Genomic DNA, 24,827 nt, shown 5'->3' with positions numbered 1-24,827 from the left:
TGATTTATTGATCCGTTAAACAGGGGGTTACCTTGTTTTTACCACAAGAAATTATTCGAAAAAAACGTGACGGCCATGCGCTGAGTGAAGAAGAGATCCGCTTCTTTATCAACGGGGTTCGTGATAACAGCGTATCAGAAGGGCAGATTGCCGCGCTGGCGATGGCGATTTTTTTCCATGATATGACGCTGCCGGAACGTGTGGCGCTGACCATGGCGATGCGTGATTCCGGCGCGGTGCTGTCATGGAAATCTTTGAATTTAAACGGCCCGGTGGTGGATAAGCACTCTACCGGCGGCGTGGGCGATGTGACTTCGCTAATGCTGGGGCCGATGATCGCGGCCTGCGGCGGCTATGTGCCGATGATCTCCGGGCGCGGCCTGGGCCATACCGGCGGCACGCTGGATAAGCTGGAAGCGATCCCCGGCTTTGATATTTTCCCCAGCGATAGCCGTTTCCGGGAAATTATTCAACAGACCGGCGTTGCCATTATCGGCCAAACCAATTCGCTGGCACCGGCGGATAAGCGTTTTTATGCCACGCGCGACATTACCGCGACGGTCGATTCTATTCCGCTGATCACCGCCTCGATTCTGGCAAAAAAGCTGGCCGAAGGGCTGGATGCACTGGTGATGGATGTGAAAGTGGGGTCTGGCGCCTTTATGCCGACCTTTGAACTGTCAGAGCAGCTGGCGCAGGCGATCGTAGGCGTGGCCAACGGCGCGGGTTGTAAAACCACCGCACTGCTGACCGATATGAATCAGGTACTGGCTTCCAGTGCCGGTAACGCACTGGAAGTGCGCGAAGCGGTTCAGTTCCTCACCGGCAGTTATCGCAATCCACGTTTGCTGGAAGTAACGCTGGCGTTGTGCAGTGAAATGCTCATTTCCGGCGGCCTGGCGCAGGACGATGCTGCGGCCCGTCAGCAACTGCAAAAAGTGCTGGATAACGGCAGCGCCGCTGAGGTATTTGCGCGTATGGTGGCGGCGCAGAAAGGCCCGACAGATTTTATTGAAAAAATGGACAGCTACCTGCCAGCCCCGATGCTGAGCAAGGCGGTGTATGCCGATGCGCCCGGTATCGTTAATGAAATGGATACCCGCGCGCTTGGCCTGGCGGTGGTGGCATTGGGTGGTGGACGTCGCCGCGCCAGCGACAGCATCGATTACAGCGTAGGCCTGAATGAGATGGTGCAGCTGGGTGACCGCGTAGACGCTGAACGTCCACTGGCGGTGATCCATGCCGCCAGCGAGGCCAGCTGGCAGGAAGCGGCACAGGCGGTAAAAGCGGCGATCAGGCTTGGTGACAGTAAACCTGCTGCAACGCCGGTTATCTATCGCAGAATTAGCAATTAACGCCTGAATATCTCACGCCAGGAAGGCGGCAAGGGGAAACTGAAAGCCTGAAGGGCTCACTGACCGGAATGATGAGCGCAGCCCTCGCATCTGCGGCTTGAAGTACCAGAGGTATAGACGGCATACTGTTCTGATCGCTTTTTTATTTTTCTCATCGCGCGTAAGCGCAGGAGAGTAACATGAAACGTGCATTTATCATGGTGCTGGATTCCTTTGGGATCGGTGCCAGTAAAGACGCTGAAAAATATGGTGATAAAGGCTCAGACACGCTGGGTCATATTGCGCAGGCCTGCTTTAACGGCGAGGCGGATAAAGGGCGTCAGGGGCCGCTGCATCTGCCGAACCTGACCGCGTTAGGGCTGGGAAAAGCGGCGGAAGCCTCTACCGGCACCTTCCCGCCGGGCCTGGACCCGCAGGCGGAGATCATTGGCGCGTATGCCTGGGCGCAGGAGCTCTCTTCCGGTAAGGATACGCCGTCAGGCCACTGGGAAATCGCTGGCGTGCCGGTACTGTTTGACTGGGGTTATTTCAGCGACACCGAAAACAGCTTCCCGCAGGCGTTACTGGACAAACTGGTGGAGCGCGCCGGGCTGCCGGGTTATCTCGGCAACTGCCACTCTTCCGGGACGGTGATTCTGGATAAACTGGGTGAAGAGCATATGAAAACCGGCAAGCCGATTTTCTATACCTCTGCCGACTCAGTATTCCAGATCGCCTGTCATGAAGAGACATTCGGCCTGCAACGCCTGTACGATCTGTGTGAAATCGCCCGTGAAGAGCTGGATAAGGGCGAATACAACATTGGCCGCGTGATTGCGCGTCCGTTTGTCGGTGATAAAGCCGGAAACTTCGAACGTACCGGCAATCGTCACGACTTAGCCGTCGAGCCGCCGTCACCCACCATCCTGAAAAAGCTGGTGGAAGAGAAGCAGGGTGAGGTGATCTCGGTGGGTAAAATCGCCGATATCTACGCGCACGTCGGCATTACCAAAAAGATCAAAGCGACCGGCCTTGATGCGCTGTTCGATGCCACGGTTAAAGAGATGGCGCAGGCGCCGGATAACGCCATCGTCTTCACCAACTTTGTGGATTTCGACTCCGCCTGGGGGCATCGTCGTGACGTTGCCGGTTATGCGGGCGGCCTGGAGCTGTTTGACCGCCGTCTGCCAGAGCTGATGGCGCAGGTGAAAGAGGGCGATATTCTGATCCTCACCGCCGATCACGGTTGTGATCCCACCTGGCACGGCACCGATCATACCCGTGAGCATATCCCGATTCTGATCTATGGCCCAGGCGTTAAACCGGGCTTCCTCGGCGGACGCGATACCTTTGCCGATATCGGGCAGACGGTAGCAAAATACTTCGGCCTTTCCGATATGGAATATGGCAAAAGCATGCTGTAATACGCGGCTTTCATTTAACGCCAGCCGCCGGGCTGGCGTGTTTCATTTTTTCAAGGAATAACGACAATGGCTACGCCTCATATTAATGCTGAGATGGGTGATTTCGCGGACGTGGTGCTGATGCCGGGCGATCCGCTGCGTGCTAAACATATCGCGGAAACCTTTCTGGAAGACGCAGTAGAAGTGAACAACGTGCGCGGTATGCTGGGTTACACCGGCACCTGGAAAGGCCGTCGCATTTCCGTTATGGGGCACGGTATGGGCATTCCATCCTGCTCCATCTATGCAAAAGAGCTGATCACCGAGTTCGGCGTGAAAAAAATTATTCGTGTGGGTTCCTGCGGCGCGGTACGTGCCGATGTGAAACTGCGCGATGTGGTTATCGGCATGGGCGCCTGCACCGATTCTAAAGTGAACCGTATGCGCTTCAAGGATCACGATTTTGCAGCAATTGCCGATTTTGACATGGTGCGTAACGCGGCAGACGCGGCGAAAGCACTGGGTATTGAGGCGCGCGTAGGCAATATTTTCTCTGCCGACCTGTTCTATACGCCGGACCCGCAAATGTTCGACGTTATGGAAAAATATGGCATTCTCGGCGTGGAAATGGAAGCGGCGGGCATCTATGGCGTGGCGGCAGAGTTTGGCGCGAAAGCGCTGACCATCTGTACCGTTTCCGACCATATCCGCACGCATGAACAGACCACGGCGGCGGAACGTCAGACCACCTTTGACGATATGGTGAAAATCGCGCTGGAGTCGGTACTGCTGGGCGACAAAGCCTGACTGATTTACCGGACGAGGCAGCCTCGTCCGGTTATTTTCTTCCGCCCGTCTGCGCCTTCTGTATTACGCTTTCTTCAGTGCCTTGCCCCTGCCGACAACAATACGCTTCAGCTTTTTTTAGCTTCGTCTGACGTTTCATCAGATTCGTCGTCATCTTCTTTAACCGGCGTGCTGGCGGTCAGCAGAAAAGGGGATTGTTGCCAGCGGGTACGGCGATCGCGCAACAGCGTACGGGTAAGGATAATGCCGATAGCCAGCGCCAGCAGCATCATCAGGCGCAGAATATTGGTGGTGTTATCCACCTGCTTCGCTTCGGTTACCAGCACATGCGTGTCCAGCGTGACGCGTAAAAAGCCCTGCGGGCCGTCGCTGTTTTCCAGCGGCTGCACCAGCTGATGATTAAAGTAGCTGCCCGCGCGTTTGCCATCCAGCGCCAGACGATCGCGCACGCTGATGCCTTCGCCGCTGCGCGTAACCAGCGAACCTTCGCTGTCATAAACCGAGGCGTCGAGGATACGGCTGTTATCCGTCATCTGTTTGAGAATGGCGGTGATTTGTGTGCGGTTATCGTCCGGGCTGTCCATAAGCGGCGTAAGCGTAAATGCAACCTGACGTGTCAGGGTGCGCGCCAGATCTTCCACCTGTTCAGAGCGCGCCATTTGATGGCCCAGACTGAACCATGAAGCGCCCTGCATCAGGACGACCAGCAGCGTCAGACAGATCAGCACAATCGCTGTGTGGTGCAGACGAAATTTGAGCCTGGATTTAGCCATTGGCAACCTTAAAACGTAATCAACAAACGGTAGTCTGTTTTTGCGACTTTATGTTGCCAGAAGCGCGGCTGACAGGGTAGCCTCTTGCGAGGTTTTATCTACAGGCTGTGGCCCGGCACGGATGTCAAACAGAACGTCCTTTGATGGCGGCAGCCGATCATCTTTCCGACAGGAGCTGTAATGCCTAATCGTTTGACCTGGTGCGACCTGCCTTCCGATGTTTCTCTCTGGCCGGGCTTGCCTCTTTCACTGAGCGGTGACGAAGTGATGCCGCTGGATTATCGTGCCGGGCGTACCGGCTGGCTGCTTTACGGGCACCAGCTGGATAAAGATTCGCTGACGGCCTATCAGCACCAGCTGGGTGCCGCAATGGTGATTGTCAGCGCCTGGAGCGTGGATGATTATCAGGTGATCCGTCTGGCGGGCTCGCTGACGCCGCGTGCGGCGCGTCTGGCCCACGAACTGGGACTGGACGTAGCGCCGCTGGGTAAAATTCCTTATCTGAAAGCGCCGGGCCTGCTGGTAATGGATATGGATTCCACCGCGATTCAGATCGAATGTATCGATGAGATTGCGCGTCTGGCAGGGTGCGGCGAGCAGGTGGCTGAGGTGACCGAGCGCGCGATGCGCGGCGAGCTGGATTTTACTGCCAGCCTGCGTCAGCGCGTGGCCACGCTGAAAGGCGCTGATGCCAATATACTGAAGCAGGTGCGTGATACGCTGCCGTTAATGCCGGGGTTAAGCACGCTGGTGCAGAAGCTGCAGGCGTTAGGCTGGCAGGTGGCTATCGCTTCTGGCGGCTTCACTTACTTTGCCGAATATTTGCGTGACCGGCTGCATCTTGCCGCTATCGCTGCCAACGAGCTGGAGATCCGTGACGGTAAATTTACCGGTGAGGTTATTGGCCCGGTGGTGGATGCGCAGTATAAGGCCGATATGCTGGCGAAGCTGGCGCAGCGTTTTGATATCCCCGTTGAACAAACAGTAGCGATTGGCGATGGCGCTAACGATTTACTGATGATTAAGGCTTCCGGGTTAGGCATCGCCTATCATGCCAAGCCGAAAGTTAATGAAAAAACTGAAGTGACGATTCGGCATGCCGATCTGATGGGCGTATTTTGCATCCTCAGCGGCAGCCTGCATCACGAGACGCGATAATTGAGGAACTGAGTTGGCTAAAGCGGTAAAACGTGCCTTTGTCTGCAACGAATGTGGCGCAGACTATCCGCGTTGGCAGGGGCAATGTAGCGCCTGTCACGCCTGGAATACCATCACCGAAGTGCGGCTGGCGGCCTCGCCGGCTGCGGCGCGTAATGAGCGTCTGTCTGGCTACTCCGGCACCGCCGGTGCCAGCCGCGTGCAGAAGCTGTCGGAAATTAGCCTGGAAGCGTTGCCGCGCTTCTCAACCGGTTTTAAAGAATTCGATCGCGTACTGGGCGGTGGCGTAGTCCCCGGCAGCGCTATTCTGATTGGCGGCAATCCCGGCGCCGGGAAAAGTACGCTGCTGCTGCAAACGTTGTGCAAGCTGTCAGTGGATATGAAAACGCTGTATGTCACCGGCGAAGAGTCGCTGCAGCAGGTCGCCATGCGCGCGCATCGTCTTGGTTTGCCTACCGAGAACCTGAATATGCTGTCGGAAACCAGCATTGAGCAGATCTGCATGATTGCCGAGCAGGAACAGCCGAAGCTGATGGTGATCGACTCTATTCAGGTGATGCACATGGCGGATATTCAGTCTTCGCCGGGCAGCGTGGCGCAGGTGCGCGAAACCGCAGCTTATTTAACGCGCTTTGCCAAAACGCGCGGCGTAGCGATTGTGATGGTCGGGCATGTCACCAAAGATGGCTCGCTGGCTGGTCCCAAAGTACTGGAGCACTGCATCGACTGTTCGGTGTTGCTGGATGGCGACGCGGATTCCCGTTTCCGCACGCTGCGCAGCCATAAAAACCGCTTTGGCGCGGTGAACGAACTGGGCGTGTTTGCCATGACCGAGCAGGGCATGCGCGAAGTCAGCAATCCCTCGGCGATTTTTCTGTCGCGCGGCGATGAGGTTACTGCCGGGAGTTCGGTGATGGTGGTCTGGGAAGGCACGCGTCCGCTGCTGGTAGAGATCCAGGCGTTGGTGGATCATTCAATGATGTCTAACCCACGTCGTGTTGCAGTTGGGCTGGAACAGAATCGCCTGGCGATCCTGCTGGCGGTGCTGCATCGTCATGGCGGGTTGCAGATGGCCGATCAGGATGTGTTTGTTAATGTTGTCGGCGGGGTAAAGGTCACCGAAACCAGCGCCGATCTGGCATTGATGCTGGCGATGGTTTCCAGCCTGCGCGATCGACCCTTGCCCAACGATCTGGTGATTTTCGGCGAGGTGGGGCTGGCCGGAGAAATTCGTCCGGTGCCAAGCGGTCAGGAGCGTATTTCCGAGGCCGCTAAGCATGGGTTTAAACGCGCTATTGTCCCGGCGGCTAACGCGCCGAAAAAGGCGCTGGAGAACATGAAAGTTTACCCGGTGAAAAAGCTGGCTGACGCGCTGGCGATCCTGGATGAGTTATAATTTTAGCGCAGGTTAACCTGTCGTTGGGGTGGGCACTGCCCACCCCTTTTTGCAGGAGGCATTATGTCATCATTTGAATATTTAAAAACCGCCATTCGCCAGCAGGGACATACGTTGCAGCAGGTTGCAGATGCCAGCGGAATGACGAAAGGCTACCTGAGCCAGTTGCTCAATGCCAAAATCAAAAGCCCCAGCGCGCAAAAGCTGGAGGCGCTGCATCGCTTTCTGGGGCTGGATTTCCCCCGCCGCGAGAAAACCATCGGCGTAGTGTTCGGCAAGTTCTATCCTCTGCACACCGGTCATATTTATCTGATTCAGCGCGCCTGCAGCCAGGTTGATGAGCTACATATTATTATGGGACATGATGAACCGCGCGATCGCCAGCTGTTTGAAAACAGCGCCATGTCACAGCAGCCCACCGTTAGCGATCGCCTGCGCTGGCTCTTGCAGACATTTAAATATCAAAAAAATATTCGCATTCATGCGTTTAATGAAGAGGGCATGGAGCCTTATCCGCACGGTTGGGATGTCTGGAGTCGGGGCATTACGGCCTTTATGGCGGAAAAGGGAATTGAGCCAGGCTGTGTGTATACCAGCGAAGAGCTGGACGCGCCGCAGTATCGCGAGCACCTGGGCATTGAAACCATCGTGATCGATCCGCAGCGCTCTTTTATGAATATCAGCGGGGCGCAAATTCGCCAAAATCCTTTTCGCTACTGGGAGTATATCCCTACTGAAGTAAAGCCGTTTTTCGTACGTACCGTTGCGATACTGGGCGGGGAATCGAGCGGTAAATCAGTATTAGTTAATAAGCTGGCTAATATTTTTAATACTTCCAGCGCCTGGGAGTATGGACGGGATTACGTATTCTCGCATCTTGGCGGAGATGAGATGGCGTTGCAGTATTCCGATTATGACAAAATTGCTTTAGGGCATGCGCAGTATATTGATTTTGCAGTGAAATACGCCAACAAGGTTGCCTTTATCGATACCGATTTTGTGACCACCCAGGCGTTTTGTAAAAAGTACGAAGGGCGTGAACACCCCTTTGTACAGGCGCTGATTGACGAATACCGTTTCGATTTAGTCATCCTGCTGGAAAACAATGTGCCCTGGGTCGCAGATGGCCTGCGCAGTCTGGGTAGCTCCGTCGATCGACGTGAGTTTCAGGAATTGTTAATTAAAATGTTAAATGAAAATCAAATAAAATATGAGCATGTTACTGAAGACAGTTATGATCAACGTTTTCTGCGTTGTGTTGAACTGGTAAGAAATATGCTGGAAAACGGAAAGTAAAAAGGCAGGGCGGCTGATGGCTATATTTCACCATCAGCCATTTTATTCGGAATGTTCTCATTGTTATCTCTCCCAAATTAAATCAGTTTAGTTAATTAATAAGGCAGGCTAACTTTTTGTATTGTAATTTAAAGGCTTCTTTCAGAGAAGCCCTCAATTATCATGCTTAATAGAAAGCTCTTACGCATTTTTCTTTTAACTTATTGATTTTAATGTTTGTTTTTATAATTAACCCCAGGTTGTTTATTTAACTTATTGGTTAAACTGAAATTTATTTGATATGGAGGGTGAAATTATAGCGGCAAGTTGAGACATAGCTTATATATTGTCAGGGTTTCATTAACTAAAGTGACTGTATATATTAATTTCCTTTTCATCATATGAGGCCACAGTACAAGTATAGTTAACTAAGCAAGGGCTTTCTCTGCTTTTGGAAAACAGGTGGCTTTATTTGGATGGCTTTAATCGGAGTTGTTAATAGCGTTGTAGGTTCGTGGCTTTTCTGAAGTCATTTTATGCGAAACGGCATCATGTACATTATCTTCAGGGTGGAATCAGACTGCAATTTTATATTGTGGGCGCAGAGATAACCGGGAAGAATCAAGGGAGTGTAAAATATGCATAAAGACATTAATCATTTGGTAAGAATGGATTTAAACCTGCTGCCTATTCTGGATACTTTGCTTAACGAAAAAAGTGTAAGCAAAACGGCGGACAAACTTAATGTGACTCCGCCCGCAATTAGTAAATCATTGAATAAAATCAGAGACACCTTCCAGGATCAGCTTCTGGTTCGTTCTGGCATGAGTCTGGAGCTGACGCCATTAGCGGTACGCCTTAAACCTCAGCTTAGAGAGCTGCTGGATAATATCCAAAATGTTCTGCACCAAAATATTGAGCTTAACGGCAAAGAGCTGCCGCGCTCTTTTAACATCGTAACCAATGATATTCTGATGTCTAAGCTTAGCTATAAACTGATGAAAAAAAGCATTCAGGAGAATACCAACCACATTTTCAATTTTAACTATGACAACGCGACATCCTGTGTGCTACGCAGCGAAGATATCGATCTCTATATCGGGGAGGATAAAAGCCTCAGCCCGGAGGTGAGTATACGTACTATCGGCCACAGCGAATGCGTATTGATAGCCACCAAAGACCACCCTGTTTTTCAGATGGAAAAGTCTTTGAAAAACCTAAAAGAGTTTATTCTTATCGTTCCCAAAAACAGGCTGAAGGAAGAGATGGAAAGCCTCTATCGCGAGCGCGGCTATAAACGCAAAATTCATGGTATCAGCGCAGGCTACCTGCCTATTATCGAAAATATTATTCAAACGCGCAGCCTGGGTATCGTTCCGATGTATGTTGTTGATGTTTTACAGCGAATGAACCTTGATGTGGACTTTTTCAAGCCCGACTTCGATCTGCCTAAAGTGCGTATTATTCAGGCATGGCATCCACGCTATCATAACTGCTCTTCTCATAAATGGCTGCGTGATATCTCAAAAGATTTACTCGATTTCTAACCTCAGCAGTAGAGCAGGTTTATTAAAAATAACAGTCTAAGGAAGCTGTCTTTATTTTTATTAGAAATTATCTATGGCGTAACATTAAACGAAAATATTATCCATAAACTTTAGCCAGAAGTAATACAGACCTTATCTGTTAGCATTATTTAACTGCTCACTATGGTGACAGGAGTAAAATGGGTTGGGCTGAAACAGGCTAAGGAAATGATTACGGCATCGCTTAAAAATAATGACTATTTAACGCAAATGAACGCCCCGATTCAGGGGCGTTTTTTTGATCTCTATGGTTAGCATCTTTTTTAATGAAACGTTTACTTTTTGCATTACCACTGCAGCAGAACAGCGGCAATCAGTAAGTAATAACTACTTTGCCACGCATATGTCCTTCAAGGACACGCGCATGTGCCTGAGTGAGTGTTTCAACACTTAATCCGTGTAGCGTTTCGTTCAGCGTACTCTCTATTTTGCCCGCATCCAGCAGCTGAGCCACTTCGTTAAGGATCTCACCCTGACGCGCCATATCCGGCGTTTGATACATGCTGCGGGTGAACATAAATTCCCAGTGCAGCGCCGCGCTTTTGAGTTTCAACTGTTCCATATCCAGTGGATGCGCATTTTCAACAATGGTGCAGATCTGGCCCTGCGGCGCAATCAGCTTGCCGATCGTATCCCAGTGACCGTCGGTATCGTTCAGACAGAAAATATAATCCACCTGTTTGATACCGTGCTGCTCCAGTTCCTCCGGCATATTTTTATAGTTGATCACGATATCAGCCCCGCGATCTTTACACCATTGCACCGAATCAGGACGTGAGGCGGTAGCGATTACCCGAACTTTACTGTGCAGTTTGGTAAAGGGGATGGCCAGCGAGCCCACGCCGCCAGCGCCGCCGATGATCAGCAGCGTTTGCTCTTCGGTTGCTTGCTGTATACGCAGGTGCTCAAACAGGCCTTCCCAGGCGGTTAATGCCGTTAGCGGGATTGCTGCCGCTGCGCCCCAGTCAAGACTCTGCGGTTTACGGCCCACAATGCGCGCATCTACCAGCTGAAAGGTACTGTTGCTTCCCGGGCGCGTAATATCACCCGCATAGTAAACCTCGTCTCCGGGCGCAAACTGCGTCACTTTACTGCCCGTCTCAACCACGACTGCGCTGGCATCCCATCCCAGAATACGCGGCTGTTGCAGACCGCTCTTCTGTACGCCTTTATGCACTTTGGTATCGACCGGATTGATTGATACGGCTTTAACTTCCACCAGCAGATCGTACTCGCCAGGAGTGGGTTTTTCTGACTGAATTTCTGTGAACTGCGCCGGGTCTTGAGGATTAACAGCAATAGCACGCATAGACATATGATTTCTCCTTAGTTGATGAGGTAAGTGTAATAGGCCAAAGCAACAGTGATAAGATGGACAATAACTCATACAGTGTTCGTCACAGGTGAACAATGGCGTTAAAGCGGTTACAGGATATGGCGCTGTTTGCGCTGGTGGCTGAAAGCGGAAGCTTTACCGCTGCTGCCCGGCGCGCCGGTCTGCCAAAATCGAGCGTCAGCCAGCGCATTAGCCAGCTGGAACAGGCGATAGGTTTGCGTTTGCTCAACCGCACAACGCGCCAGCTCAACCTGACTTTCGCAGGTGAACGCTATCTTATTCACTGTCAGGAGATGATCCAGGCCAGCGAACATGCGGATCTGGCTATTGAGCGCCTGCGCGACAACCCAAGCGGTCGTTTACGGATCACCACGCCCGCCGGTATTGGTGCGACGCTGCTGGCGCGCTGTAACGCTGAGTTCCAGCAGCGCTATCCGGACGTTACGCTGGAAGTGTCGGTGTCTGATGATATGCGTGACCTGGTGCAGGGAGGGTTCGATCTGGCGCTGCGTACCGGTAAGCCGCAGGATTCGTCGCTCATCGGCCGACGTATTGGACTTTGTCAGCGGCTACTGGTTGCTTCAGCAAACTACCTGACAAAAAATCCGCGCATCACGCATCCGCAACAGCTGGCGACGCATCGCTGTATTGCCCACCGAGCCTGGAAAGAGTGGCTGCTGCGCCGTGAAGAAGAGCACTATCGCTGGCTGCTGCCCTCTATGCATTTAACGGATAACCTGCTTTATGCGCGCGAATGCGCTATCAACGATGCTGGCATTACGCTATTGCCGCGTTTTCTGACGGAAACCGCGGTCGCCAGGGGAGAGTTGGTGCAGGTTCTGCCGGAGTGGGAAACGGAAGGGAATGAGCTGTGGCTGGTCTGGCCGGGTCGCAAACTGAATTCGCCTGCGCTGGCGCGCTTTATCGATTTTGCCCAGCAAAGCATGGCGTTTCGGGAGTTTTATCGCTAATAAAAAGCGGCCCGCAGGCCGCTTTCAGATTTACTTCGCCATACGCTTGTATTTGATGCGTTTCGGCTCCAGCGCTTCCGCACCGAGGGTACGCTTCTTGTACTCTTCGTATTCGGTAAAGTTACCTTCGAAGAACTCAACCTTACCCTCGCCCTGATAGTCGAGGATATGGGTGGCGATACGGTCAAGGAACCAACGGTCATGCGAGATCACCATCGCGCAGCCCGGGAACTCCAGCAGGGCGTTTTCCAGCGCGCGCAGGGTTTCGATGTCCAGGTCGTTGGTTGGTTCATCCAGCAGCAGCATGTTGCCGCCTACCTGCAGCAGTTTTGCCAGGTGCAGACGACCGCGCTCACCACCGGAAAGCTCGCCAACGCGTTTGCCCTGATCGACACCTTTAAAGTTAAAGCGGCCCACGTAGGCGCGGCTTGGCATTTCGGTATTGCCGATCTTCATGATATCCAGCCCGCCGGAAACTTCTTCCCAGACGGTTTTTGAATTATCCATGCTGTCACGGAACTGATCCACAGAGGCCAGTTTCACCGTATCGCCGAGCGTGATGCTGCCGCTGTCCGGCTGTTCCTGACCGGACATCATACGAAACAGCGTGGATTTACCCGCGCCGTTCGGACCGATAATCCCGACAATCGCGCCTTTCGGCACGGAGAAAGAGAGATCGTCAATCAGCAGACGATCGCCGTACGATTTACGCAGGTTGCTCACTTCCACCACTTTATCGCCCAGGCGCGGACCCGGTGGAATAAAGAGTTCGTTAGTTTCGTTACGTTTCTGGTATTCGGTGCTGTTCAGCTCTTCAAAGCGCGCCAGACGGGCTTTGCCTTTTGACTGACGGCCTTTCGCGCCCTGACGTACCCACTCCAGCTCTTTCTCAATCGACTTACGACGCGCCGCTTCCTGAGAAGCTTCCTGCGCCAGACGCTGATCTTTCTGTTCCAGCCAGGAAGAGTAGTTGCCTTCCCATGGAATGCCTTCGCCACGGTCCAGCTCCAGGATCCAGCCTGCGACGTTATCCAGGAAATAACGGTCATGGGTGATAGCCACTACCGTGCCTTCGAAATCGTGCAGGAAGCGCTCCAGCCAGGCGACAGATTCGGCATCCAGGTGGTTGGTCGGTTCGTCGAGCAGCAGCATGTCTGGCTTTTCCAGCAGCAGACGGCACAGTGCCACACGGCGGCGTTCACCACCGGAGAGATTGGCCACTTTTGCCTCCCAGTCCGGCAGGCGCAGCGCATCAGCGGCGCGCTCCAGCTGCACGTTCAGGTTATGACCATCGTGTGCCTGAATAATCTCTTCCAGCTTGCCCTGTTCAGCTGCCAGCTTGTCGAAATCGGCTTCCGGTTCGGCATACAGCGCGTAAACCTCATCGAGACGCTTCAGCGCGCCAACCACTTCAGCTACCGCTTCTTCTACCGATTCGCGTACGGTATGTTCCGGATTAAGCTGCGGCTCCTGCGGCAGGTAGCCGATTTTGATGCCAGGCTGCGGACGTGCCTCGCCTTCGATATCTTTATCAATGCCCGCCATAATGCGCAGCAGCGTAGATTTACCCGCGCCGTTTAAGCCCAGTACGCCGATTTTTGCGCCCGGGAAAAAGCTCAGGGAGATGTTCTTAAGAATATGACGCTTCGGCGGAACAACTTTTCCGACGCGATGCATGCTGTAGACGAATTGAGCCACGTGAAATGAGCCTCTTATGGTCTGTGTGGTAATCGGGGCACATCGCCCGCTCAGAACTGCAAGTTTAGCGGTTTTCCTTGCTTAATCACAGCCATCATCCTGGGCGATTGTTTGCCTGGCAGGCGCCAGGATCTTTTCAGGGCAGCAGCAGCGTAACCGCCTGCTGTTGCAGGTGCTCAGCCAGCGCTTGCGGCGGCGCACTGTCACTGATCAGCGTATCAAACTGATCCAGCTCGCCAATGCGCGCCGGCAGAACTTTATTAAACTTGCTGCTGTCAGCCAGCAACACCTTGCGCTGCGCGCGTGCCATCGCCCGAAGCTTCATCGGTAACTCATTGAAGTTGTAGCAGGTGACGCCCTGTTGTAGGTCAATACCGGCAGCGGAAATAAACGCCAGCGTAGGGCAGATCTCATCCAGAATAGAGAGGTTGCCGTGCGGAGAAAACACCGCGTTGTCAGGATGAAACTCGCCGCCGCTGAGAATAACGCGACAGGCGCTTTTTTCCTTAAGCGCCAGAAAGGTATTAATGGCGCAGCAGACTGCGGTAAAGGGCAAACCTTCATCTATCGCATCGATCACCCACGGCATAGTGGTGCCACAGTCGAAAAAAACCGTATCGTTAGGTTTAATCAGGCTGGCCGCCCGCTGTGCCAGCTGGCGTTTTTTATTGACGTTATGCAGTTGCTGATCGGAAACAAAATAGTGCCCGTGCGCATTTCGCGGATCGCTCACGATATAGCCGCCGAGTAAAACCAGGCAGGAGGGCTGCTCGTTAAGATCGCGACGGATCGTCATTTCTGAAACGCCTAACAGCCGCGCCGCCTCTTTCAAATGAATTTTATCGATGCGCTTGAGCGCCTGCGCCAGTTTATTAATTCGCTCGTCGCGCCGGGTTTCCATTATCGCGTTCCCTGTTGGTCTGTTTCTCCTTATGTTAACGCTAAAAAAGTGAAGCGTCAGCCGCTGCCTGGTGGTCACTGTGATCCCCGACCAGAAAGTAAATTTTGTGAAGAACGTGGCACGACGCCAACCGCCTGGTTAGCATGAAGAGAGCCAGGCCATCCGGCCGGATCGGATAACAGTAAGAGGAGAGCGTGTGGTGACTCACAGCAAGGAGAGGGGGCGTTACTGGTTAGCTGGTTTATGCCTGCTTGCCGCCAGCGGCAGCGTATTGGCGGATTCGCTGGATGAACAGCGCAGCCGCTACCAGCAAATCAAACAGGCATGGGATAATAATCAAATGGATGTGGTGGCGCAGCTGATGCCCACGCTGAAAGATTATCCGCTTTATCCCTATCTGGAATATCGCCAGCTGTCGCAGCATCTCGATCAGGAAACCGGCCTGGCGGTTAATGCTTTTATTAAACGTTATCCCACGTTGCCGCCGGTGCGCACGCTGTCGTCACGCTTTGTTAATGAGCTGGCGCGCCGTGAGGACTGGCGCGGCCTGCTGGTATTTAGCCCGCAGGAGCCGCAGCCAGTCGCTGCTCGCTGCAACTGGTATTACGCCAAATGGGCGACCGGCCAGCAACAGGTTGCCTGGGAAGGGGCGAAGACAATCTGGCTACGTGGAAGTTCGCTGCCGGGCGGCTGCGACAAGCTTTTTTCTGTCTGGCAAGCCGCGGGTGAACAAACGCCAATTACTACGCTGGAGCGTATCCGCCTGGCGATGATCGCTGGCAATACCAGCCTGGTTAATTTCCTTGCTAAACAGCTGCCCTCCAATTACCAAACCATGGCCGACGCCATCATGGCGCTGCAAAACAATCCCGCCACGGTAGAAGCATTCGCCCGCAGCGTTGGGCCGACAAACTTTACCCGACAGGCAACCTCATTAGCGCTGGCGCGGCTGGCGCGTGAGGATGTGGAGAATGCGCGCGCGATGATCCCTGGGCTGGCACGCTTACAGCAGATGAGCGAGCAGGAAATTCAGGAGATGAAGGAAGCGGTGGCCTGGCAGTTAATGAGCAGAGAGGTCACATCCGAACAGGCGCGCTGGCGTGATAACACGGTGATGAGTAGCGGTTCGGTATCGCTGCTGGAACGCCGTATTCGTCTGGCGTTAAGCAATAACGATCGGCGTGGATTAAATACCTGGATTGCGCGGCTGGATCCTGACGCGAAGCAGAAAGATGAATGGCAATACTGGCAGGCGGATCTGCTGCTGGAGCGTGGGCGCAAAGAGGAAGCGGAGGAGATCCTGCGTAAGCTTATGCAGGAACGCGGCTTCTATCCGATGGTAGCCGCGCAGCGTCTGGGAGAGAAATATCCGCTGCGGATAGATGAAGCGCCACGCCCGGATAGCACGCTTGATAACGGCCCGGAAATCGCACGCGTGCGTGAACTGATGTATTGGGGAATGGATAATCTTGCGCGGAGCGAATGGAGCCGACTGGTTGCCAGCAAAACCGCATCGCAACAGCAAATGCTGGCGCGTTACGCGCTGAACCATGGCTGGTGGGATCTGAGCGTGCAGGCCACAATAACCGGCAAGCTGTGGAATAATCTCGCCGAGCGCTTCCCGCTGGCGTGGCAGGAGCAGTTCACGCAAAACACGCGCGGTAAAACCATACCGCCAAGCTACGCCATGGCTATCGCCCGGCAGGAGAGCGCATGGAATCCTAAAGCGCGTTCGCCGGTGGGCGCAGCTGGATTAATGCAGGTGATGCCAGCTACCGCGACCCATACGGTGAAGATGTACAGCATTCCGGGCTATGTAAACAGTAGCCAGCTACTGGATCCGCAAACCAATATTCAGATCGGCACCCAGTATCTGGAGCATGTTTATCAGCAATTTGACCAGAACCGTATCTTCTCTTCGGCGGCGTATAATGCCGGGCCGGGAAGGGTACGTACCTGGCAGCGCATCAGCAATGGTCAGCTGGATGCGGTCGCTTTTATTGAAACCATTCCTTTTTCAGAAACGCGCGGCTATGTGAAAAACGTGCTCGCCTATGACGCGTATTATCGCTATTTCCTGGGGCAGCCGGATAAACTTCTCTCTGATGCTGAGTGGCAGCGTCGCTACTGAATATGTTACTCTTCCGTACTCGCCAATGAGTACGGAAGAATTGCATGACTCCACATTCCCCAATCCCGATCACTGCCGAGCCGCAGGATGAAAACTGGCTACGTTTTGTTAGCCTGTTAGAGGAGGCGTTCCGGCAGGATTTACAGTTGCCGCTGCTGCAATTGATGATGACGCCGGACGAGCGCGAAGCGTTTGGCACACGTCTGCGCATTATTGAGGAGCTGCTGCGCGGCGAGATGAGCCAGCGTGAGCTGAAAAACGATCTTGGCGTAGGCATCGCGACAATTACGCGTGGTTCCAACAGCCTGCGCGCCGCGCCGCCTGCGTTAAAGGCCTGGCTGGACGCGCAGCTATCCGTGAAATGATACGGCTTACTGCGGCGGTGAAAGCGGTTGCTGATAGATAGCGTTATGGAAGGGGCAAAGCGCCAGAATTAACGCCTGATGGTAGACGCTGCTACGCGTCAGTAAACCCTGAGTAAACACGCCAATCGCTCCGCCTTTGTGCTTGATATTGTCAATGCCGGTAAGGCGCGCCATCTCTTCACCCAGTTCGTGACCGGCATGGATGCCCGCCATGACAGGCGCAGGCAAGGTAAAACTGGCCGAGCGGGATTCACCGCGTTGTTTGTGATCTTCCACCACCATCCATGCAAAAGCGTCGTTGCCTTCAATACCCGCTTCAATCGCGACCCAGAAATCGGCTTCAGGCCTGACCTTACGTGCGTTCATCACCCGCTGGCGTGCGCCAGTTCGCGTTTCTGCATTCGTTAACGGCTGAGCGGCTACGCCACTGTCGACCGCGACGCCCTCAATGTGGCAGGATCCCTCGCCGAAGACATCATGAAACGCCTGAGAGATAGCACTAATTTTGGCCGGATTGGTGGTAGCAGCGACAACATGGTACATAATTATCTGAACCTTCTACGCAATTTTGACGCAGTATAACGGAAAAAAAGCATGTTACAGGTCTATCTTGTTCGCCACGGGGAAACAGTTTGGAACGCGGCCAGGCGCATTCAGGGACAGTCGGATAGCGCACTGACTGAAAAAGGAGAGCGGCAGGCTCGTCAGGTTGGCGAGCGGATGAAGTCGCTGGGGATCACCCACGTTATCAGCAGTGATTTAGGACGCACGCGTCGTACTGCGGAAATTATCGCAGACATTTGCGGCTGTAGCGTTACGCTTGACGCACGATTGCGTGAACTGAATATGGGCGTGCTGGAACAGCGTCCGATCGATACGTTAAGCGCTGAAGAAGAGGGCTGGCGACGTACATTAGTTAACGGAACGGAAAATGGCCGTATTCCGGAAGGCGAAAGTATGACGGAACTGGCGGAGCGCATGCATCAGGCGCTAAATGCCTGCCTGGAGCTGCCAGCGGGAAGTCGTCCGCTGCTGGTGAGTCATGGTATGGCGCTGGGCGTGCTGGTCAGCACACTGTTGGGATTGCCTGCTCATGCGGAACGGCGGCTGCGGCTGCGTAACTGTTCGCTTTCACGCGTCGATCATCAGCAAAGCGCCTGGCTGGCAAGCGGCTGGGTAGTGGAAACTGCAGGCGATATTTCGCATCTCGATCTGCCCGCGCTGGATGAACTGCAGCGCTAAACAAAGGGGCCCGCAATGCGGGCCCGAAATGATCAGCTGTCGGTACGGCGAATGGGGATCAAATATTCGCAGCGGATCTCTTTCGGCGGCTCGGGACGCTTTTTTCCGCCATGCGTATAAAAACGCTCAATATCCTGCCCCTGACGGCGTGTCAGCTGTAGCGTCGGCATACAGGTGCCATAAAGCATCAGAATAAAATCCTGAAGCTGGCTGCGCGGGCCTGCATAATTAAACTGGACATAATCGCCAGCCTCCAGCAGTACGGTTTGCGCTGACTGCATGGATTTAGCCAGCTGATCAGACGGCACCGCAGTGGTATAGAGTATCTCCTGCTCGTCGTCCTTTTCCTGGCTCGGACGCACCTGATGCAGTCCATACAGCACTGGCGGGACCGTATCGGTTTCCAGCAGGAACTGCTGCCAGAAGTGGATGCGCATCTCGTCGCGATAGCGGGAAATCTGCTCCAGCGTACAGCTATAGCTTTGCGTTTGCCCTACCAGCACGGTTTCCGGTAGCGTAACAAAGCGCGCTTCCGGCAACGTAGAATTATCCAGGCGAATCGGCGGACGCAGACCATATGCGTTCCACTCTGATGCGCGGCGATAGTATGCCGGCGTTTGATTAAACTGTTTTTTAAAGGCGCGGGTAAAGGTTTGTTGCGAATCAAAACGGTACTGCAAAGCGATATCCAGAATCGGACGGCTGGTAAGACGTAGCGCTACCGCTGCTTTTGACAACCGTCGGGCGCGAATATAGGCACCAATCGCATGACTGGTTACCTCTTTAAACATTCTTTGCAGATGCCATTTGGAGTAACCTGCTTTTGCCGCCACATTATCCAATGACAGGGGTTGGTCGAGATGGCTCTCCAGCCAGACAAGCAAATCGCGAATGATACCAGCTTGGTCCATAAAACATCCTCTTGTACTTAGTTGGCGCAGGCAACGCAAAGTCGCGGGATCATAGCACTAAATGCGCAAAAGCCGCTGAAGGTTTTACTTGTTAGATTGTGCTATACCCCGTGCAAATGAGGAGCAACAGAATTGGCCCGGTTTATCCTTAGCGGGACGCAATAGCGAACAACTTTAATAATATACAATGGTAACGGTATGATAATAAAAAAATTGTTAATAATTACAATGGCAACCTTATTTTCTGCTGGCGTGGCCGCTGAAGAGATCGGTTCGGTAGATACGGTGTTCAAGATCTTTGGTCCTGATCATAAAATCGTGGTTGAGGCATTTGACGATCCGGACGTGAAAAATGTGACCTGCTATGTGAGCCGTGCTAAAACGGGCGGGATCAAAGGGGGTTTAGGGTTGGCAGAAGATACGTCTGATTCCGCAATTTCCTGCCAGCAGGTGGGGCCGGTGACCTTAAGCGATCGCATTGCACAGGGCAAAGCGCAGGGCGAAACAGTTTTCCGCAAGCGCACGTCATTCTTGTTTAAAAAGCTGCAGGTGGTGCGCTTCTACGATCAAAAGCGGAACACGCTTATTTATCTTTCATATTCAGATAAAGTGGTGGAAGGCTCGCCTAAAAATGCGCTGAGTGCGGTTCCCATTATGCCGTGGGGGCACTAAAAGAAGAAACGGCGAGTCGCCTCGCCGTTTTTAAAGCATTATTCCTGCAGATCGCCGCAGAAACGGTAACCTTCGCCATGAATGGTTGCGATGATTTCTGGGGTATCCGGCGTTGATTCAAAGTGCTTGCGAATACGACGAATCGTGACGTCAACCGTACGATCGTGCGGTTTTAATTCACGGCCAGTCATCTTTTTCAACAGGTCGCCGCGCGTTTGAATCTTGCCAGGGTTCTCACAGAAGTGCAGCATGGCGCGGAATTCACTACGCGGCAGCTTATACTGCTCACCATTCGGGCTGATCAGCGAGCGGCTGTTGATATCCAGCTCCCAGCCATTGAATTTATAGCTTTCAACCTGCTTACGCTCTTCGCTAATGGCAGAAAGGTTCATGGTGCGGGAAAGGAGATTGCGTGCGCGAATGGTTAATTCACGCGGGTTGAAAGGCTTGGTGATGTAATCATCCGCGCCGATCTCCAGGCCGAGGATTTTATCCACTTCATTGTCGCGCCCGGTTAAGAACATCAGGGCAACGTTTGCCTGCTCGCGTAGCTCACGCGCCAGTAAAAGACCATTTTTACCCGGCAAGTTGATATCCATAATCACCAGATTAATATCGTTTTCGGTCAATACCTGATGCATCTCTGCGCCATCCGTCGCTTCGAACACTTCATAGCCTTCGGCTTCGAAAATGCTCTTTAGAGTGTTACGCGTGACTAGTTCATCTTCAACGATAAGAATATGCGGGATCTGCATGAGTTCGCTACCTAAAATTTGCCAACAAAATCGGAAACAGGATGTACTGCCGTTAACGCGGTGAAAAAGACGTTTGCCCGGATAACTGAAGTACAGAATTATGTTCTTGATGCACCATCCATCAACGTCAACAACATTGTCAGCTCAGCCATAAGGATGAATCCTGCATGCCCCGGCAGTGCCAAATGGCTGTTATCCTAGCTGCATTAACAGCAAGATAACAGCACAGGCTACAACCAATAAGCATTAAAACAACGCTTCGTTGACTTATATCAAATCAAGTGTAGCACGTTAACACTTTTGTGAAAAATGCTCATCAGAATGCCAGCTTAGCTCACAATTATCGGGCCTTAAACCATGTCTTAGCCAACTGATAGTGGACAAAAGTTTACTAAGTTAATTATTAAAATACAATTTTGATTTATAAGATCTTATTTATGATATTTCTTTGTTATTAATGTTTTGATTAATTAAAGAGTTTAAAGGCGTTAAATCTTAGTTTTTATCGCGAAAACTTAATAAGTTAATTGTATGTTATATGCTTGATGCTGTTATTTAACATATCGTCATGTCACAGTATCGTTTTCCATAAATTTATCTTCAGGATTTATATGAATTTTCCGATTGTTCTTGTTTCCCCGGCCCGCCCGGAAAATATTGGCGCGGCCGCACGTGCGATGAAAACAATGGGGTTTTCTGAGCTACGTATTGTCCAGAGCGAAGCCTGGCGCGATCCGGCAACGCGCATCGTGGCGCATGGGGCGGGAGATATCATTGATAATATTCAACACTACTCCTCTCTTCCCGCTGCGCTGGCCGATATCGATTTTTCGGTAGCCACCACGGCACGCAGTCGGGCCAAATTCCGTTATTACGCAACGCCGCAACAAGTAGAAACGATTTTGCGCGAAAAGCAGCAATGGACAGGCAGTACGGCACTGGTTTTTGGTCGTGAAGATAGTGGCTTAACAAATGAAGAGCTGGAACAGGTAGATTTATTAACCGGCATTCCGATGGCCAACGATTATCCTTCGCTGAATCTGGGACAGGCGGTCATGGTTTATTGCTATCAGTTGGCTTCATTACGGCAAGTGGCTGCGACAGCCGCTGTCGCGGCAGATCATCAGCAGCTTGATGCGCTGCGCCAGCGTTTAGCGGCGCTGCTGGAGCGACTGAAGGTCGCCGATGATGAAAAGCTGGCAGACTGGATACAACAACGAATCGGTCTGCTGGAACAACGCGATAGCGCTATGCTGCACCGACTGCTGCATGACATTGAAAAAAATCTCTAGAGGAAAATTTGGATTGCGTACGGGAAACTGGTTAATCATTCCATCATGCGGAAAGGGTGTAACAGATTTATCCGGGTGCGGCGGAATTTAACGTTTCCGCTGTGGTAACAGTGGTTTTGCGGCGGCGATAAATCCATTGACTTCATCAGGAGATTGCTTTACTTCTGAAAAGCAGACAGACACAGAAACAGACAGATAAAATCGACATGCGTACAAACAGCCTGAACACCATCATTATTACTACCACCATTACCACAGGTAACGGTGCGGGCTGACGCATACAGGAAAAAGAGAAAAAGCCCGCACCTGATAAGGTGCGGGCTTTTTTTTCGGCTTAAATTCAGGAGATCTTTAACCATGCGAGTGCTGAAATTCGGCGGAACATCAGTGGCAAATGCGGAACGTTTTCTGCGGGTTGCCGATATACTTGAAAGCAACGCGAAGCAGGGACAGGTTGCAACCGTGCTTTCCGCCCCGGCCAAAATCACTAACCACCTGGTGGCGATGATTGAAAAAACCATCAGCGGTCAGGATGCCTTGCCGAATATCAGCGATGCAGAACAGATTTTTGCTGCGCTGCTACAGGGATTGCAGCGCGCGCAGCCGGGCTTTGCCTGGGAGCGGCTGCAGGCGCTGGTTGCTAAAGAGTTCGCGCAGCTCAGACAAATGCTGCACGGCATCAGCCTGCTGGGGCAGTGTCCGGACAGCGTTAACGCCGCGATTATCTGCCGTGGTGAAAAGCTTTCCATCGCCATCATGGAAGCGCTGCTGCAGGCGCGCGGTCATCGCGTCAGCGTTATCGATCCGGTCAGCATGCTGCTGGCGCATGGTCATTATCTTGAATCCACGGTTGATATCGCCGAGTCTACGCGCCGTATTGCCGCCAGCCAGATTCCTCCGGATAGCATGATCTTAATGGCCGGTTTTACCGCCGGTAATGAACGCGGCGAGCTGGTGGTGCTGGGTCGTAATGGCTCTGACTATTCCGCAGCGGTGCTGGCTGCCTGCCTGCGTGCTGACTGTTGTGAAATCTGGACGGATGTGGACGGCGTCTATACCTGCGATCCGCGTCAGGTACCCGATGCGCGTTTACTGAAATCGATGTCTTATCAGGAAGCGATGGAGCTTTCTTATTTTGGCGCTAAGGTGCTACATCCCCGTACCATTGCTCCCATCGCCCAGTTCCAGATCCCCTGTCTGATTAAAAATACCGCCAATCCTCAGGCACCCGGCACCCTGATCGGCGGCGACACCAGCGACGATGCCAATCCGGTTAAAGGCATCACCAATCTGAACAACATGGCGATGTTTAACGTCTCCGGGCCAGGCATGAAAGGCATGGTCGGGATGGCGGCGCGCGTGTTTGCTGCGATGTCGCGAGCGGGCATCTCGGTGGTATTGATTACCCAGTCCTCATCTGAATACAGCATCAGTTTCTGTGTGCCGCAGGGCGAACAGGCGCGGGCGCGTCGGGTGCTGGAGGATGAGTTCTATCTGGAGTTAAAAGATGGCCTGCTTGAGCCGCTGGATGTGATGGAGCAGCTGGCGATCGTCTCCGTTGTTGGCGATAACATGCGTACCCAGCGCGGCATCTCAGCGAAATTCTTTGCAGCGCTGGCGCGAGCCAATATCAATATCGTTGCGATTGCCCAGGGTTCATCGGAGCGCTCTATCTCCGTGGTGGTCAATAATGATGAAGTCACCACCGCAGTGCGCGTGGTTCACCAGATGTTGTTTAATACCGACCAGGTGATAGAAGTATTTGTTGTCGGCGTCGGCGGCGTTGGTAGCGCATTGCTGGATCAGCTGCATCGTCAGCAGGCGTGGCTGAAGAACAAGCATATCGACCTGCGTGTATGCGGGATTGCGAACTCCAAAGCGCTGTTGACCAATGTGCATGGCATCGATCTCAGCAACTGGAAAAGCGCGCTCTCTGAAGCAAATGAGCCGTTTAAGCTGGACCGCCTGCTGCGTCTGGTAAAAGAGTATCACCTGCTGAATCCGGTAATTGTAGACTGTACTTCAAGCCAGGCGGTGGCCGATCAGTATGCAGATTTCCTGACGGATGGCTTCCATGTGGTGACGCCGAATAAAAAGGCCAATACCTCTTCGTGGAACTATTATCAGCAACTGCGTGCAGCGGCAGCCAAATCACGTCGCAAGTTTCTTTACGATACCAACGTTGGCGCTGGCCTGCCAGTTATTGAAAACCTGCAAAACCTGTTGAACGCGGGCGATGAGTTAATCAGCTTCTCTGGCATTCTGTCCGGATCGCTCTCTTTTATTTTCGGCAAGCTGGATGACGGCATGACGCTCTCCGAAGCCACGAAGCTGGCGCGTGAAATGGGCTTTACCGAGCCCGATCCGCGTGACGATCTTTCCGGTATGGATGTGGCGCGCAAGTTGCTGATCCTGGCCCGCGAGGCGGGTTACCAGCTGGAGCTGAGCGATATTGAAATTGAAGCGGTACTGCCTGAGGAATTTACGGCAATTGCCGATGTCGGGACCTTTATGCAACGTTTGCCTGAGCTGGATAAGGTCTTTGCCGATAGGGTTGAGCAGGCACGTGCAGCAGGCAAAGTGTTGCGCTTTGTTGGCGCGATTGAAGAAGGGGGCCGTTGCCGCGTGAAAATCGATGCGGTAGATGGCAACGATCCGCTGTATAAAGTGAAAAATGGTGAGAACGCGCTGGCATTTTACAGCCGTTACTATCAGCCGATTCCGCTGGTGCTGCGCGGCTACGGCGCCGGTAATGATGTTACCGCCGCAGGCGTATTTGCCGATCTGTTACGCACCCTGTCATGGAAGTTAGGAGTCTAAA

22 protein-coding genes and 1 other annotated feature are annotated in these 24,827 nt (G+C 52.9%); of the genes, 15 read left to right on the top strand and 7 right to left on the bottom strand.

Translation table 11 applies throughout. The features are described 5' to 3' along the window. Positions 1-32: 32 nt before the first annotated feature. From deoA to deoD, 3 genes are all read left to right on the top strand, one after another. Positions 33-1,355 (top strand): thymidine phosphorylase, encoded by a 1,323-nt coding sequence (deoA, locus tag B1H58_RS03915; RefSeq protein ID WP_085068082.1) that lies wholly within the window; start codon positions 33-35, stop codon positions 1,353-1,355. A gap of 179 nt (positions 1,356-1,534) precedes the next feature. Next, positions 1,535-2,758, top strand: a complete 1,224-nt coding sequence (gene deoB, locus B1H58_RS03910; RefSeq protein ID WP_085068081.1) for a phosphopentomutase — start codon at positions 1,535-1,537, stop codon at positions 2,756-2,758. Between the two features lie 66 nt (positions 2,759-2,824). Then, on the top strand, positions 2,825-3,544 hold the full coding sequence (deoD, locus tag B1H58_RS03905) for a purine-nucleoside phosphorylase (protein ID WP_085068080.1): 720 nt from the start codon (positions 2,825-2,827) through the stop codon (positions 3,542-3,544). Positions 3,545-3,651: 107 nt separating this feature from the next. Here the strand turns inward: deoD and B1H58_RS03900 are convergent, their stop codons facing one another. After that, a complete protein-coding gene (locus tag B1H58_RS03900; protein WP_085068079.1) occupies positions 3,652-4,317 on the bottom strand; it encodes a YtjB family periplasmic protein in 666 nt (221 codons plus the stop codon). A 180-nt stretch (positions 4,318-4,497) separates the two neighbouring features. Here B1H58_RS03900 and serB point away from each other — a divergent pair, with 180 nt between their 5' ends. The 4 genes from serB to B1H58_RS03880 all read left to right on the top strand — a co-directional run bounded on the left by serB (position 4,498) and on the right by B1H58_RS03880 (position 9,693). Then, entirely contained in the window at positions 4,498-5,475 is a 978-nt protein-coding gene (gene serB, locus B1H58_RS03895) for a phosphoserine phosphatase (protein ID WP_085068078.1), read from the top strand. A gap of 13 nt (positions 5,476-5,488) precedes the next feature. Then, positions 5,489-6,871 (top strand): DNA repair protein RadA, encoded by a 1,383-nt coding sequence (gene radA, locus B1H58_RS03890; protein WP_085068077.1) that lies wholly within the window; start codon positions 5,489-5,491, stop codon positions 6,869-6,871. Positions 6,872-6,934: 63 nt separating this feature from the next. Further along, positions 6,935-8,167 carry a multifunctional transcriptional regulator/nicotinamide-nucleotide adenylyltransferase/ribosylnicotinamide kinase NadR gene (gene nadR, locus B1H58_RS03885; RefSeq protein ID WP_085068076.1) on the top strand — a complete coding sequence of 411 codons (1,233 nt, stop codon included), beginning with the start codon at positions 6,935-6,937 and terminating at the stop codon, positions 8,165-8,167. Between the two features lie 617 nt (positions 8,168-8,784). After that, positions 8,785-9,693: a LysR family transcriptional regulator gene (locus tag B1H58_RS03880; RefSeq protein WP_085068075.1), complete on the top strand. Its 909-nt coding sequence runs from the start codon at positions 8,785-8,787 to the stop codon at positions 9,691-9,693. Positions 9,694-10,045: 352 nt separating this feature from the next. Here the strand turns inward: B1H58_RS03880 and B1H58_RS03875 are convergent, their stop codons facing one another. Next, entirely contained in the window at positions 10,046-11,047 is a 1,002-nt protein-coding gene (locus tag B1H58_RS03875) for a zinc-binding alcohol dehydrogenase family protein (protein WP_085068074.1), read from the bottom strand. Positions 11,048-11,142: 95 nt separating this feature from the next. Between B1H58_RS03875 and B1H58_RS03870 the strand changes: the two genes are divergently transcribed. Beyond that, positions 11,143-12,039, top strand: coding sequence for a LysR family transcriptional regulator (locus B1H58_RS03870; RefSeq protein WP_085068073.1), 897 nt, complete (start codon positions 11,143-11,145; stop codon positions 12,037-12,039). A gap of 30 nt (positions 12,040-12,069) precedes the next feature. On the opposite strand, the gene ettA is transcribed toward B1H58_RS03870, so the two are convergent. Continuing rightward, positions 12,070-13,737 carry an energy-dependent translational throttle protein EttA gene (gene ettA, locus B1H58_RS03865; protein WP_085068072.1) on the bottom strand — a complete coding sequence of 556 codons (1,668 nt, stop codon included), beginning with the start codon at positions 13,735-13,737 and terminating at the stop codon, positions 12,070-12,072. A 136-nt stretch (positions 13,738-13,873) separates the two neighbouring features. After that, the gene (gene deoR / locus B1H58_RS03860) at positions 13,874-14,638 is read right to left on the bottom strand and encodes a DNA-binding transcriptional repressor DeoR (RefSeq protein ID WP_085068071.1); all 765 of its coding nucleotides are present in this window, start codon (positions 14,636-14,638) and stop codon (positions 13,874-13,876) included. A gap of 199 nt (positions 14,639-14,837) precedes the next feature. On the opposite strand from deoR, the gene sltY reads away from it, so the two are divergent. After that, a complete protein-coding gene (gene sltY / locus B1H58_RS03855; RefSeq protein WP_085072223.1) occupies positions 14,838-16,769 on the top strand; it encodes a murein transglycosylase in 1,932 nt (643 codons plus the stop codon). Between the two features lie 44 nt (positions 16,770-16,813). Next, positions 16,814-17,134, top strand: coding sequence for a trp operon repressor (trpR, locus tag B1H58_RS03850; RefSeq protein WP_085068070.1), 321 nt, complete (start codon positions 16,814-16,816; stop codon positions 17,132-17,134). Positions 17,135-17,140: 6 nt separating this feature from the next. Here trpR and yjjX read toward each other — a convergent pair whose 3' ends face one another. Beyond that, a complete protein-coding gene (gene yjjX / locus B1H58_RS03845) occupies positions 17,141-17,677 on the bottom strand; it encodes an inosine/xanthosine triphosphatase (RefSeq protein ID WP_085068069.1) in 537 nt (178 codons plus the stop codon). Between the two features lie 51 nt (positions 17,678-17,728). Between yjjX and gpmB the strand changes: the two genes are divergently transcribed. After that, positions 17,729-18,376, top strand: a complete 648-nt coding sequence (gene gpmB / locus B1H58_RS03840; protein ID WP_085068068.1) for a 2,3-diphosphoglycerate-dependent phosphoglycerate mutase GpmB — start codon at positions 17,729-17,731, stop codon at positions 18,374-18,376. 32 nt (positions 18,377-18,408) lie between these two features. Here gpmB and robA read toward each other — a convergent pair whose 3' ends face one another. After that, positions 18,409-19,287: an MDR efflux pump AcrAB transcriptional activator RobA gene (gene robA, locus B1H58_RS03835; RefSeq protein WP_085068067.1), complete on the bottom strand. Its 879-nt coding sequence runs from the start codon at positions 19,285-19,287 to the stop codon at positions 18,409-18,411. Positions 19,288-19,485: 198 nt separating this feature from the next. Between robA and creA the strand changes: the two genes are divergently transcribed. After that, on the top strand, positions 19,486-19,959 hold the full coding sequence (gene creA, locus B1H58_RS03830) for a protein CreA (RefSeq protein WP_085068066.1): 474 nt from the start codon (positions 19,486-19,488) through the stop codon (positions 19,957-19,959). A gap of 38 nt (positions 19,960-19,997) precedes the next feature. Here the strand turns inward: creA and arcA are convergent, their stop codons facing one another. After that, on the bottom strand, positions 19,998-20,714 hold the full coding sequence (arcA, locus tag B1H58_RS03825) for a two-component system response regulator ArcA (protein WP_085068065.1): 717 nt from the start codon (positions 20,712-20,714) through the stop codon (positions 19,998-20,000). Positions 20,715-21,325: 611 nt separating this feature from the next. Here arcA and B1H58_RS03820 point away from each other — a divergent pair. The 3 genes from B1H58_RS03820 (at position 21,326) to thrA (ending at position 24,826) form a co-directional block, all read left to right on the top strand. Continuing rightward, entirely contained in the window at positions 21,326-22,006 is a 681-nt protein-coding gene (locus B1H58_RS03820; RefSeq protein ID WP_085068064.1) for a tRNA/rRNA methyltransferase, read from the top strand. Positions 22,007-22,212: 206 nt separating this feature from the next. Then, on the top strand, positions 22,213-22,281 hold the full coding sequence (gene thrL, locus B1H58_RS21265) for a thr operon leader peptide (protein ID WP_071883749.1): 69 nt from the start codon (positions 22,213-22,215) through the stop codon (positions 22,279-22,281). Next, positions 22,220-22,337 (top strand) — a sequence feature (Thr leader region). It overlaps the preceding gene by 62 nt. 26 nt (positions 22,338-22,363) lie before the next feature. Further along, entirely contained in the window at positions 22,364-24,826 is a 2,463-nt protein-coding gene (gene thrA, locus B1H58_RS03810) for a bifunctional aspartate kinase/homoserine dehydrogenase I (RefSeq protein ID WP_085068063.1), read from the top strand. The last annotated feature ends 1 nt before the right edge of the window (position 24,827 follow it).

It is taken from the genome of Pantoea alhagi (assembly GCF_002101395.1).
GTDB classification, from domain to species: domain Bacteria; phylum Pseudomonadota; class Gammaproteobacteria; order Enterobacterales; family Enterobacteriaceae; genus Mixta; species Mixta alhagi.
This window is presented reverse-complemented; position numbering and strand designations above follow the sequence as displayed.